Genomic DNA, 12,704 nt, shown 5'->3' with positions numbered 1-12,704 from the left:
CCGGTCAGCTGACCCGGCGCACGACGTACCGGGGTGCGCCGTCGTCGGCGACCTGCTCGCCGACGTACTCCTGACCACGCATCCGGCACCACGCAGGCACGTCGTGGCGTGCGGCCGGGTCGCGGGCGACGACCGCGAGCAGCTCGCCGACCGGTACCGAGGGCAGCGCCTTGGCGAGCTCGATGATCGGGCGCGGACAGGGCAGGTCGCGGCAGTCGAGCTCGACGGTCACAGCCCGGCCTCCGACCGGATCCGGGTGACCTCCTCGGCGAGGGCCGCGCAGAATGCCTCGACCTGCTCGGCGGTGGTCTCGCGGCCCAGGGAGACCCGCACGTTGCCGTGGGTGAGCGCGCCCATGGCGGCGAGCACGTGGCTGGGCTCGAGGGTCGAGGCGGTGCAGGCCGACCCGCTGGCGACCCCGAAGCCGCGGCGGGCCAGCGCGGTCACGATCTCGTCGCCGCCGACGTAGAGGCAGGAGAAGGTCACCAGGTGGGGGAGCCGGGCCACCGGGTCGCCGACGACCTCGGTGTCGGGCAGCGCGGCCGCCGCCGCCCGGATCCGGTCGACCAGGGCGTGCTGGCGCGCCGCCACCTCCTCGCGCTCGGCCAGCACGGCCTGCAGTGCCGCGGCGGCCGCCAGCGCGGCGGGCACGTCGGGGAAGCCGCCGAGCTGGTCGAGGCCGTCGTCGCCGGGGAACGGGTTGACCCAGCGGGTGCCACGGCGGACGGCCAGGATCCCGACCCCGGCCGGGCCGCCCCACTTGTGGGCGGAGGCGGTCAGGGCGTCCCAGGGCCGGGGGAGCGGCACGTGTCCGACGGCGGCGGCCGCGTCCACGAGCAGTGGTACGCCGGCGGGGAGGTCGAGCTCGTCGACCGGCTGCAGCGTCCCCACCTCCTGGTTGGCGGCCTGGAGCGCCACCGCGCCCACGCCGGGCCGCGCCGCCGCGGCGCCGAGCGCGGCCGGGTCCACCCGGCCGGTCGCGTCGACCCCGACCGCCGCGTGAGCGGGGGAGGGCCGCCAGGCGGCGGCGTGGAGCACCGAGGAGTGCTCGACGGCGCCGTGGACGATGCCGTCGCGGCCCGTCGCCGCGGTCAGCCCGAGCAGGCCCCGGTGCACCGCGTCGGTCCCCGAGGCGGTGAAGCCCACCTCGTCGGGCCGCGCGCCGAGGCACTGCGCCACGACCGCGCGGGCGTTGTCGAGCAGCAGCCGCGCGTCGCGCCCCGTCGCGTGGAGCCGGCGCGGGTCGCCGTACCCGCGGTCGAGGGCGGCCAGCAGGGTGGCGCGCGCCGCGGGGTGGAGCGGGGCGGAGGAGGCCGAGTCGAGGTAGACCTCGGAGGTGCTGCTCACGGCTCCGACCCTAGTTGAGCGCGCCTCGTAGGCTCGTCCCGCGGTGGTGCCACGCCTCACAGGTCCCGGAAGACCCACCCCGCCACCCGACCGGGGTCGCTCTCCGCTAGTGTTCGCAGTGGTTCTGACCCTCGAGAGGAAGGCTCGTTCGTGGGCTGGTGGCACCCCGAGCGCACGCGTGGCGCGCAGCGACGATTCCGTCGCGCGACCCCGCTCGCCGGATTCGTCGTACTCGCGCTCGCGCTGTCCGGCTGCTCGACCGACACCCAGTGGGAGCGGTTCGGCATGCCGGAGATCACGACGGTGCAGGGTGAGCACATCCTGCACCTGTGGCAGGGCGCCTGGATCGCCGCGCTGGTGACCGGCGTCATCACGTGGGCGCTCATCATCGGCGTCCCGATCTGGTTCCGGCGTCGCAGCGACGACGAGGTCCCGGTGCAGACGCGCTACAACCTGCCGATCGAGATCTTCTACACGATCTTCCCGGTCATCATGGTCATCGCGTTCTTCTCGCAGACCGTGCGGGTGCAGAACATCGCGCTCGAGCACGACCCCAACCCCGACGTGGTCGTGACGGTCGTGGGCCAGAAGTGGCAGTGGACGTTCAACCAGCCCTACGAGGGCCGCAACGTCTACGTCTCGGGCACCGGCGAGGACATCCCCGACCTGGTCATCCCGGTCGACAAGACGATCGAGTTCCAGCTGCGCAGCCCCGACGTGATCCACAACTTCGGCATCCCGGCCTTCGCGATGCGCATGGACGTCGTGCCGGGCAACGAGAACTCCTACCAGGTCACGCCGACCGAGATCGGCGACTACGACGGCAAGTGCTACGAGCTCTGCGGCGTCTACCACTCGCGGATGCTCTTCAACGTGAAGGTCGTCTCCGAGGCCGACTACGAGGCCTACCTGGCCCAGCTCGCCGAGAACCCCGACCACGTCTCCGACGAGCCGGTCGTGGGCGGCAAGTACGCCTCGCAGCCCATCAACGATGACGAGGGGGAGCACGAGTGACCACGCTCGCGCGTTCCGCGGACCTCAGCCAGCGCAAGCCGCTCGGCCAGCAGCTCGTCCGCATCATGACGACCACCGATCACAAGCTGATCGGCAACCTGTACTTCGGTACCGCGCTCGCCTGGTTCATGGCCGGCGGCATCATGGCGCTGCTCATCCGGTCCGAGCTCGCCTACCCCGGCAGCCAGATCGTCAACGAGGAGCTCTACAACCAGCTCTTCACCATGCACGGCACGATCATGCTGCTGCTGTTCGCGACGCCGCTGTTCTTCGGCTTCGGCAACGCGATCATGCCGCTCCAGATCGGCGCGCCCGACGTCGCGTTCCCGCGGCTGAACATGTTCAGCTACTGGCTCTACCTGTTCGGCGGCCTGATCGTCGGCGCCGGCTTCCTCACCCCGGGTGGCGCCGCCTCCTTCGGCTGGTTCGCCTACACGCCGCTGTCCGACTCGGTCAACAGCCCCGGCGTCGGTGGCGACCTGTGGATCATGGGCCTGTGGATGGCCGGTCTCGGCACCATCCTGGGCGCGGTCAACTTCATCACCACGATCATCTGCATGCGGGCCCCCGGCATGACCATGTTCCGGATGCCGATCTTCGTGTGGACCGTGCTGATCACCGCGATCCTGGTGCTGGTCGCCTTCCCGATCCTCGCCGGCGCGCTGCTCTCCCTCGAGGCCGACCGCCAGCTCGGCGCCCACGTCTTCGACTCCTCCCATGGTGGAGCGATCCTGTGGCAGCACCTCTTCTGGTTCTTCGGCCATCCCGAGGTCTACATCATCGCGCTGCCGTTCTTCGGCATCATCTCCGAGATCCTCCCGGTCTTCAGCCGCAAGCCGATCTTCGGCTACGTCGGCCTGGTCGGCGCGACGCTCGGCATCGCGATCCTCTCGGTGGCGGTGTGGGCCCACCACATGTTCGTCACCGGAGCGGTCAACCTGCCGTTCTTCTCCGGCATGACCTTCCTGATCGCCGTGCCCACGGGTGTGAAGTTCTTCAACTGGATCGGCACGATGTGGGGCGGATCAGTGCGCATGGACACCCCCATGCTCTGGTCGATCGGCTTCCTCACGACCTTCCTGTTCGGTGGCCTGACCGGCATCATCCTGGCCAGCCCGCCGCTCGACTTCCACGTCTCCGACTCCTACTTCGTGGTGGCCCACTTCCACTACACGGTGTTCGGCACGGTCGTCTTCGCGATGTTCGCCGGCTTCTACTTCTGGTGGCCCAAGCTCACCGGTCGGATGCTCGACGAGCGGCTCGGCAAGATCCACTTCTGGCTGCTGTTCATCGGCTTCCACACCACCTTCCTGGTCCAGCACTGGCTCGGCATCGAGGGCATGTCGCGGCGCTACGCCGACTACCTGCCGCGCGACGGCTTCACCGCCCTCAACCAGGTCTCGACGATCGGCGCCTTCATCCTGGCCTCCTCGATGCTGCCGTTCTTCTACAACGTCTACGTCTCCCGCAAGGGCCCGCTCGTCAACACCGACGACCCGTGGGGCTGGGGCCGGTCGCTGGAGTGGGCCACGAGCTGCCCGCCGCCGCGTCACAACTTCCACTCGATCCCGCGGATCCGCTCGGAGTCGCCGGCGTTCGACCTCCACCACCCGGAGATCGCCGCCATCGAGATGTACGACGAGCCGGTCGCCGCGGGCGCCGGCGCCAAGGAGGTCGACGCCTGATGAAGGTCGAAGCATGGATCTTCGGCGTGACCACGGTCTTCCTGGTCCTGGTCAGCCCTGCCTACTGGTTCATCACCGACGGAAGTGACCACGGCGCCGACTGGACCGGCACCTCCGCCCTGGTGATGACCACGCTGCTGTGTGCCATGGTCACGCTCTACCTCGGGTTCCACGCCAACCGGATGGACGCCCGTCCGGAGGACCTCAAGGACGGCGAGATCGCCGACGGCGCGGGCGAGCTGGGCTTCTTCCCGCCCTACTCGTGGTGGCCGCTGTGGTGCGCGCTGACGCTCAGCCTGATCGTGTTCGCGCTGGCCGTCCTCGCCTGGTGGCTGCTCATCATCGCCTTCGTGCTCGGCGCGATCGCGCTGAGCGGCTGGATCTTCGAGTACTACCGCGGCGTCTACGCCCACTGATCGACCCCGCTGAGCCGCGCTCAGCCCCTCGTCGGCGGTGTCCCACCTCACGGTGTGACACCGCCGACGTGCTCTCCAGCCCGGATTCGTCGGTCCTGGCAGGTACCCTCGGTGCGTGCCTTCCCCGTTGACACGCTCCCGATCGCGCGCGCTGCGCGCCGCCGCCGTCCTGGCGGCCGTCGCGCTCGTCGCCGCCGCCTGCGACGGCTCCGGGTTCGTGCCGGGCGGCGACGACCCGGCGGCCGACGAGACCACCGCCGCGGCGGCCTCCGAGGCGATCGTGACGACCAACGTCGAGGACCAGGCGTCCGGCGTACCCGTCGACAAGGTGGTCCGGGTCAAGGCCGAGAAGGGCACCCTCACCACCGTCGTGGTCAAGTCCAAGGCCGGCCGCGTCCAGGGCGAGCTGCGCGCCGACGGCACCCGCTGGGTGTCCTCCGGCGGCCTCGAGCCCGACACCCGCTACCGGGTGCGGGCGGTGGCCCGCAACGGTGACGGCAAGGAGGTCCGGAGCGTGTCGACCTTCACCACCCAGGCGCTGAGCCTGAGCCAGCAGACCTACGCCTCGGTGGCGCCGCTGCAGGGCGAGACGGTCGGCGTCGGCATGCCCGTGATCGTCACCTTCGACGTCCCGGTCACCGACCAGGCCAGCTTCGAGAAGCACATGAGCGTCACCTCCACGCCCGCGCAGCCCGGCTCGTGGCACTGGGTCAGCAGCACCGAGGCGCACTGGCGCCCCGAGGCCTACTGGCAGGCCGGCACCAAGGTCAGCGTCGACGTCGCCGTCAACGGCGTCAGCGCCGGCGGCGGCATCTACGGCCAGGAGGACCGCAAGGTCGACTTCGAGATCGGCGCCGCCCACGTCTACAAGGTCAACGCCCGCACCCACCAGATGAAGGTCTTCGAGAACGGCAAGCTGCTGCGCACGCTGCCGATCACGACCGGCAAGGCCGGCTTCACCACGCGCTCGGGCGTCAAGGTCATCATGGAGAAGTACGCCCAGAAGCGGATGAACTCCGAGACCGTCGGCATCGCCCGCGGCTCCGCCGAGGCCTACGACATCGACGACGTCAAGTGGGCGATGCGGCTGACCAGCTCCGGCGAGTTCATCCACGCGGCGCCCTGGTCCGTCGGCTCCCAGGGCCGCGCCAACGTCTCCCACGGCTGCACCGGCATGAGCACCGACAACGCCGCCTGGCTCTACTCCATGACCCGCCGCGGCGACGTCGTCGAGTACGTCGGCACCGACCGCCCGATGGAGCCCGGCAACGGCTGGGGCGACTGGAACGTCGCGTGGAACGACTACGTCGCGGGCTCCGCGCTGAGCTGAGTCGCGGAGCCCGTCGGCTCAGCGCGCCTTGACCGTCACCCAGGCCGAGCTGGAGCCGGTCGTGTTGGTCATCCCCTTGTAGACCGCGCGGAACTTGTACTTGCCCTTCACCTTGAGCTTGATCTTGGTGACGCCGGTGTTGGCGCCGTTCAGGGTGATGGTCTTCGTCTTCACGCCGGACTTGCGCGGGATGACGATCTCGATCGTGACCGTCCCGAGCCCGGTACGGCCGGCGGCCGTCACCACGGCCGTGAGGGTCACCTTCTTGCCCCGGCGCAGCTTCGCGGCGGAGCGGGTGAGGGTGGTGCTGGTCGATACCTTGGTGTTCGCGGCGGGGGCCACCGAGACGCGGTTGGACTCGGTCACGCCGTCCGCGTGGCCGGCGAGTCGCCCGGTCGCCCGGACCGAGACGGTGTGACCGGCATCGGCCGACTGGACGGCGTAGGTCTCGCCGGTCTTGCCGCTGATCGTCTTGCCGTCGCGCAGCCACTGGTAGGTGGTCGTGGCGCCATTGCTCCACACGGCTCCCGTGGTGACGCTGAGGCTGCCGCCGACCCGCGGGTCCCCGCCGACGACCGGGGCGGTGACGACGCTGGGCGCCGCGACCGCACCCGGGGTGACCGTGCCGCTGGTGGACACCCCGTCCTGGTAGCCGGCGACCTGGAGTGTGGCGACCACCTTGAGGGCCTTGCCGAAGTCGTCGGCCGTCACGACGTAGGTCTTCCCGGTGGCGCCGGGGATCGCCGTACTGCCCCGGAACCACTGGTAGGTCGTGTCGGCGACGTCCCCGAAGTCCCAGACGGGCGGCGTGAGGGTCAACGGTGCGCCGACCGTGCTGCTGGTGGGGATGCTGACGGCGGTGGTCGCGGTCGGCTTGAGCGCCACCTGGAAGGTGCGCCAGGCGGTGGCCGAGCCCCAGGGCGTGCTGCCGCGGTAGCCGGTCACCCGCCACTCCCAGGTGCCGGCCGTCCCGAGCGCACCGGTCGGCGCCCAGGCGAGACCGGTGGTGGTCTGCGAGGAGACGGTGGTGCTGTTGGCGACTCGCCACTCGACCTTGTACTGGCTGGCGCCCTCGACCGGGCCCCAGCTCATCAGCAGGTCCTGGGGCGCGATGTTCGCTCCGGCTGCCGGGAGGTTCTGGGCGGGCGAGTCCGGCGAGACGGTGAACTGGGCCCACTCGCTCCACCGCATCTGGTTGTCGTTGGCGTCGATGCCGCGCACCCGCCAGGTGTAGAGCCCGGCGGTGAGCAGGCTGCTCGTCGGCGTCCACGAGGTGCCGTAGACGGTCTCCCTGACCTTGCGGTCCGTGGTGCTGGTGCCCTGGGGGATGCCGCCGGCGTAGACCTCGAGCACGTAGGTCGGCGCATAGGGCGCGTAGTCCCAGGTCAGCGCCTGCCTGCCGCTCACGGTGGAGGCGGCGGCCGACGGGGTCAGGCCGGTGGTCGTGGGGGAGGTGATCGTGAACTGAGCGGTGTCGCTCCAGTTGAGCGGTTTGCCGTCGTCGTCGATCGCCCGCACCTTCCAGTACACGTCGCCGTCGCTCAGGGGGGCCGGCGGGGTGTAGTAGGTGTGGTCGACGCTCACTGTCACCGCGTTCGAGAAGTTCTCGAGCCGGCTGTAGCTGAGCTGGTACTTCACTGCCTCGGTGTCGGCGTGGCTGTTGCCGAGCGAGGTGCCGCCGGGGAGCGCCTGGGCCTGGGCCTCGAGCATGTCCTTCCACTCGAAGACGAGGTCGTTGGCCGCGGCGGTGTCGGTGATCGGCACGGTGGCGCCGTTGGTGGGTGAGACCGTGACCGCCTTGTCGTACGACTTGTTGAAGGCGTGCGCCAGCGGGGCGTTGATCGTGGGGTCGACGCTGGCGGCGGTGGCGCAGGCGGTGTAGCCGCAGGGGATCAGCTGCACCCAGTACGCCGACGTGCTGCCTGCCTGGCCGGCTTGGGCGTCCGCGAGCGGAACGACCGGCATCCAGGCGTGGCGGCGCACCACGATGTCCTTGTAGCCGGGGACCGTGGTGGTGCGCGCCTGGTCGGCGTACAGGGACAGCTTGTAGAACGCGATGTTCGGGTTCTCGGCCGCCGTGTCGCGGGGCCGCCAGCGAAGGATCGGCGTCTGGCGCAGGTCGGTGCAGCCGGTCGTCGCGGTCGTCAGCTCGCAGCGGTCGGCGGTGTCGCCCGCGTTGCCGTACATCGTGTTGCCACTGAGCGCCGCGGTGATCTCGGTGCCGGCGAGCCAGTCGCCGTAGCTCATCGCCGTCGGCGCGTCCGGGTCGTAGAGCGGCTTGACGGTGAAGGTGCCGACGGAGCTCTCGGCCAGGGGCGTGCTTCCGGCGGACGGCAGGACCTTCCACTCGTAGGTGCCGGGCGCGGCGAAGGAGGTCGTGTTGTCCTGGCCGGCCGGGTAGGCGAAGGTGTCGGAGATCTGCTGCCAGGCGCTGTCGCCCTGGGGGCGGACCCGCACGACGTACTTCGTCGCGCCGGTGACGGGCTGCCAGGCCAGCGTCGGCGCGCGGTACCCGTCGACACCGTCGGTCAGCAGCGCCGGTGCCCCGGCCACGGGTCCGTCGGCCGCATAGGCGCTGACCGTGAACCGGCGCTGGGCGGACAGCTCGAGATAGCCGATCGCGACGCCGTCGATCGTCCGCGGGACCACGTCCCAGGCATAGGTGCCGGGGTCGAGCAGCGCGCGCGGGGTGAAGGCGGTGGTCGCCGTCGTCTTCGTGATCTCGTCGCCGTTGCCGAGGTTGGTGATCTTGACCTGGTAGGTCGCGGCGAAGGTGACCGGGTTCCAGGTCAGCGTGGGGACCTGGCCGGCGGCGAGGGTGGCGTTGGCCGCGGGGCTCACCTTGGTGGGGCGGGCGATCACGGACTGGTAGCGCCGGACCTGGGCCGAGCCGACCTCGGTCTGGGTGGTGTGGGTGTAGGTGTTGCCGCTGGCGTTGATCCCGAGGGTGTCGTCCTCGTTGGCCAGGACCCGCCAGTAGGTCCAGCCGTTCGGGTTGCCGCCGCACTCGCCGACGTAGGTGGTGTGGGAGGAGCGGCACTCCTTGCGACCGATCGTGAAGTCCGCGTCCCAGGCCGTCTGCAGGGTGTAGTAGTCGGCGCGGCGTACGGCGCGCCACTCGTAGTACATGTCGGCCGTGGGCTCGGCGGCGTCGTCCAGCGGCCACTGCAGGACCGGCTGGTCGGTCCAGCTCCGGACGAAGTGGCGGACGTTCGACCAGTGGTGCGGATTGCCGTTGGCGTCCTTGGCGCGCACCCGCCAGTACCAGGTGCGGTTGTCGAGCACGTTGGGGTTGGGGCTCCACCGGGTGGCGGTGATCGTGGTGTCGACCCGGACTCCCGTGCTGAACTGCTCGTCCCAGCCGACCTGGACCTGGTACGTCGCGGCGCCTGGCTTCGGGTCCCAGTCCAAGGTGACGTCGCCGTTCAGGCTGGTGGCGCCGTTCCCCGGGCTCACCAGCGCGGGCGCGCCGAGGTTGGCCAGGTCGAACAGCCGCGGCGACGTCCACTCGGAGAACACGCTGTTGGGCAGCGTCGCGCGCACGCACCAGTAGTAGGGCTGGCCCGGGGCGAGCACCCGGTCCCGCAGGACGAACCGGGTGGACTCGCTCGTCCAGCCGCCGGTCTTCACCTGGGCCGTTTCGCACTCCGAGGAGTCCGTGGTGGCGATCCGGACCTGGTAGCTCGACGCGCCCGCCACGGCGTTCCAGGTGAGGGACGGGGCGGAGCCGGCGGTCAGCGTCGTGCCGCTGGCAGGCAGGGGTGCGCTCGGTGCGGCCAGGATGCCGCGCTGCTGGCTCACGGTGGCACTCCACGGACCACCGGTGGCCTGGACCCGGACATACAGCGTCCCGACGGGCATCTGGCTCGGCGTGACATAGCTGTCGTTCACGGTCGTGACGCTGACCAGCGTCGAGGAGAAGTCCTCGTTGTCGTCGACCTGCACCTGGTAGCCGGTCGCCCCGGCGACCCGGTTCCAGCTGATCTGCGCACTGCCCGCGCTGATGTCGGCCGTCACCTGGGTGGGAGCGTCCAGCGCCGCCGTGGCGGTCGGGGTCGCCACCAGCACCCCGGTCAGCGCGAGCGCGCCCGCGACGGCGAGGCGAGTGAGCGGAGCGGGCAGTGGCACGGTTCCCCCTTGGGTGGTGCTGTGAGCGCGCCCACAGTAGGTCGGATCGCGGGAGCAGGGACGCCTTTCCCAGGTCGAATAGTCCGGGAGGACTACGAAATTTGTCCGTTCTGACCCCGGTTCGAGGCCGACCAGGAGGCTGCGGCGAGGACGAGGTCGGCCACCGTGTGCACGATCCGGACCAGCAGCGCGGCCGCGGTGGCGGCACCGAACCCGACAGCCGGGGCGAGCAGGGCGATCATCGTCGCCTCGCGGGCGCCGAGCCCGGCGGGTGCGAACACGACGATGACGCCCGCGACGTGGCCGAGGGCGAACACCCCGACCGCCAGGGGCAGGTCGGTGGGGCCGAGCGTGGGGAGCAGCGCGAGCAGCGCGGCGCCGTACGCCGTCCAGACCAGGCCCATGAGCCCGACCGCGCCGGCGAGGTCGCGGCCCCGCACGGCGAGCCGGCCGCGGGAGCCCGCGGCCAGGACGGCGAGAGCGGCGAGGGCGGCCGCGGCCGAGAGGGCCCAGACCCACCGGGGGCCGGGCGCGTCCAGCGGGCCGGCGGCGACCAGGGCGGCGCCGGCGGCCGCGCCGGTGAGGGTGTGGACCAGGAGGAAGACCCCGGAGGCGGTGAGGCTCGCCCGGGCCGGTACGCCGAGCGGCCGGCCGAGCTGTGCCTGGGCGGCGAAGTTCCAGATCGAGCCCGGGATGTACTTGCCGAGCTGGCCGACGAAGAAGACCCGGGCGGCGGCCGGGACCGCCAGCTCGCTGCCGGCCCACCGCAGGCAGTGCCGCCAGAGCACGGCGGTGAGGCACAGCCCGGCTGTGGCGAGCAGCCAGCCGGCGACCAGCCGGCCGGGGCCCACCCGGCCGGCGGCGTCGGCGATCTCGCCCCAGCGGCCGTGGAAGCCCCATGCCGCGCAGCCCAGTGCGACGAGAACGAAGCCGGCGCGGACCAGGTCGAGTGCCCGGGCCCGGGTCACGAGGTCGCCCGGCGGAGCAACGCGGTCCGGGTCGGGTAGGGGAGTGCCGGGGTGAGACCGCGGGTGGTGGTGACCGTCACCTGGGCGCCGAGCCGGTCGATGGCGTCGCGGTAGCGGCGCCGGTCGACGTTGTCGAACACGAGCAGACCGTCCGGCGCGAGCCGGTGCAGGGCGTGGTCGAGGCAGGCCTCCCGGGCCCGCCCGTCGACCACGATGACGTCGTAGACACCCTCGGTCGCGTCGATCGCGCTCACGTAGTCGGTGAAGTCGAGCCCCTGGTGGCCCTTCTTCCGCGAGCCCACCTCCGGTCGCGTGCTCGCGACGGGCGGGACCAGGGTGAGCTCGACGTGCGCGGGCAGCACGGCGCGGAGCCGGTCCGCCCAGGCGCCGTCGTGCTCCACGGAGTGGACGCCGGCCGCGCGCCGGGCCAGCCACAGCGTGGACGCGCCCGATCCCCACTCGAAGACCCGGGCGCCCGGCCGCGCGGCCAGGTGGGCGTCGACGAGGTCCGCGGAGGCGAAGGTCCACCACGGCACGTCGAGGCCGCTGAGTCCCTCCAGGTCGTAGATCGCGAACAGCGAGCGGAGCCAGGTGGCGAGACGGGACCGGGGCGCCCACCGATCGAGCAGGCCGAGCAGCCCGATGCGGCCGAGCAGCCCGCCGGCGACGCCGGTGATCCGCAGGTACGCCGACCTCGCCGTCATCGGCCCCGTCCGGCCGGAGCGGGGTCTGCGGCCAGGGCGGCCAGTCGGATCTCCTTGGTGTGCTCGAGCCCGGTCTCGATCAGCGAGCGGTTGGTGCGGATCAGGTCGGACAGGATGCCGAGCATCACGCTCAGGAAGGCCATCAGCAGCAGGGCGGCGCCGACGAGGAGCGACTGGACGTGGCCGCCGTCCTCGTCGAGCGCGATCAACACCGCATAGCGGGCGTAGGGCACCAGCCCCGCGACCGCGAAGAGCGCGGCCAGCCAGCCGAAGACCATGTAGGGCCGGTACATGATCGAGGCGCGGATGATCGCCGCCGCCGACTTCAGCACGTGTTGCCGGGTCGAGGTGAACAGCCGCGACTCGCGGGTCTTCGGGTTGGTGACGATCGGCACGCTCGCGATGGCGAGGCGCTTGTAGCCCGCCTGGATGATCGTCTCCATGCAGTAGGAGAACCGGGTGACGGTGTTGAGCCGGATCAGGCTGGTGCGGGAGTAGGCGCGGAAGCCGCTCGCCGCGTCCGGCAGGTCGGTGCCGGCGGCCCGGTTGACCACAGCGCTCCCGACCCGCTGCAGGAGCTTCTTGGTGGGGGAGAAGTGACCGATCGACCCGGTCTGCCGGTCCGCGATCACGATGTCGGCCCGGCCCTCGAGGATCGGCGCCACCAGGTCCGGGATCCGGTGCTGCGGGTACTGGTTGTCGCCGTCGGTGTTGACGACGATGTCGGCCCCGATGCTGAGCGCGTAGTTCACGCCGTCGGTGAACGAGCGGGCCAGGCCCTGGTTGCCTCGATGCCGTACGACGTGCTCGACGCCGTACGCGCGGGCCACCTCGACCGTGGCGTCGGTGGAGCCGTCGTCGATCACCACGACGACGATGTCGCTGATCCCGGGGATCTCGCGTGGGATGCTCGCCAGCACGAGGGGGAGGGTCTCCTCCTCGTTGAGGCAGGGGATCTGCACGACCAGCTTCACGATCGACCTCACAGGGAATGGTCCCGACGGACCCGCTCAGGGTAGATCCGGCGACCGCGGTCGATCACCGGAAACCTCTCAGGACCATGCAGAAATGGCCGATCGGACATTCCTGCATGGTTAGCCGGGCCCGCGAGC

Annotated in this window: 10 protein-coding genes; 4 read left to right on the top strand and 6 right to left on the bottom strand. The window is 71.2% G+C overall.

What is annotated here, in order from left to right; all coding sequences use genetic code 11:
• Window positions 1-4: 4 nt before the first annotated feature.
• Both JOD66_RS28890 and JOD66_RS01885 read right to left on the bottom strand, forming a co-directional pair.
• Window positions 5-232 (bottom strand): sulfurtransferase TusA family protein, encoded by a 228-nt coding sequence (locus JOD66_RS28890; protein WP_204835258.1) that lies wholly within the window; start codon window positions 230-232, stop codon window positions 5-7.
• Window positions 229-1,347 (bottom strand): cysteine desulfurase family protein, encoded by a 1,119-nt coding sequence (locus tag JOD66_RS01885; RefSeq protein ID WP_204835257.1) that lies wholly within the window; start codon window positions 1,345-1,347, stop codon window positions 229-231. The genes JOD66_RS28890 and JOD66_RS01885 overlap by 4 nt, the downstream gene beginning before the upstream one ends.
• Before the next feature lie 150 nt (window positions 1,348-1,497).
• Between JOD66_RS01885 and ctaC the strand changes: the two genes are divergently transcribed.
• The 4 genes from ctaC to JOD66_RS01865 all read left to right on the top strand — a co-directional run bounded on the left by ctaC (window position 1,498) and on the right by JOD66_RS01865 (window position 5,792).
• Window positions 1,498-2,361: an aa3-type cytochrome oxidase subunit II gene (gene ctaC, locus JOD66_RS01880; protein ID WP_307823240.1), complete on the top strand. Its 864-nt coding sequence runs from the start codon at window positions 1,498-1,500 to the stop codon at window positions 2,359-2,361.
• Entirely contained in the window at window positions 2,358-4,046 is a 1,689-nt protein-coding gene (gene ctaD, locus JOD66_RS01875) for an aa3-type cytochrome oxidase subunit I (protein WP_443678733.1), read from the top strand. The genes ctaC and ctaD overlap by 4 nt, the downstream gene beginning before the upstream one ends.
• Complete coding sequence (locus JOD66_RS01870; protein WP_204835256.1) at window positions 4,046-4,462, top strand: cytochrome c oxidase subunit 4; 417 nt, start codon at window positions 4,046-4,048, stop codon at window positions 4,460-4,462. Before ctaD ends, JOD66_RS01870 begins: the two co-directional genes overlap by 1 nt.
• A gap of 115 nt (window positions 4,463-4,577) precedes the next feature.
• Window positions 4,578-5,792, top strand: coding sequence for a L,D-transpeptidase (locus JOD66_RS01865; protein ID WP_307823239.1), 1,215 nt, complete (start codon window positions 4,578-4,580; stop codon window positions 5,790-5,792).
• An 18-nt stretch (window positions 5,793-5,810) separates the two neighbouring features.
• On the opposite strand, the gene JOD66_RS01860 is transcribed toward JOD66_RS01865, so the two are convergent.
• The 4 genes from JOD66_RS01860 to JOD66_RS01845 all read right to left on the bottom strand — a co-directional run bounded on the left by JOD66_RS01860 (window position 5,811) and on the right by JOD66_RS01845 (window position 12,578).
• On the bottom strand, window positions 5,811-9,920 hold the full coding sequence (locus JOD66_RS01860) for a DUF4962 domain-containing protein (protein WP_204835255.1): 4,110 nt from the start codon (window positions 9,918-9,920) through the stop codon (window positions 5,811-5,813).
• Window positions 9,921-10,012: 92 nt separating this feature from the next.
• A complete protein-coding gene (locus JOD66_RS01855; protein WP_204835254.1) occupies window positions 10,013-10,888 on the bottom strand; it encodes a lysylphosphatidylglycerol synthase domain-containing protein in 876 nt (291 codons plus the stop codon).
• Window positions 10,885-11,592: an O-methyltransferase gene (locus tag JOD66_RS01850; RefSeq protein WP_204835253.1), complete on the bottom strand. Its 708-nt coding sequence runs from the start codon at window positions 11,590-11,592 to the stop codon at window positions 10,885-10,887. Before JOD66_RS01850 ends, JOD66_RS01855 begins: the two co-directional genes overlap by 4 nt.
• Entirely contained in the window at window positions 11,589-12,578 is a 990-nt protein-coding gene (locus JOD66_RS01845; RefSeq protein ID WP_307823238.1) for a glycosyltransferase family 2 protein, read from the bottom strand. Before JOD66_RS01845 ends, JOD66_RS01850 begins: the two co-directional genes overlap by 4 nt.
• Window positions 12,579-12,704 lie beyond the last annotated feature (126 nt).

The organism is Nocardioides nitrophenolicus, assembly GCF_016907515.1.
GTDB lineage: Bacteria > Actinomycetota > Actinomycetes > Propionibacteriales > Nocardioidaceae > Nocardioides > Nocardioides nitrophenolicus.
Note: the sequence above shows the minus strand (reverse complement) of the source record. Positions and strands in the feature narration are given on the sequence as shown.

Excerpts from the sequence above, each read along its gene's own strand:
- JOD66_RS01870 (WP_204835256.1), top strand. The coding sequence starts at position 4,046 with ATGAAGGTCGAAGCATGGATCTTCGGCGTGACCACGGTCTTCCTGGTC.
- JOD66_RS01850 (WP_204835253.1), bottom strand. The coding sequence starts at position 11,592 with ATGACGGCGAGGTCGGCGTACCTGCGGATCACCGGCGTCGCCGGCGGG.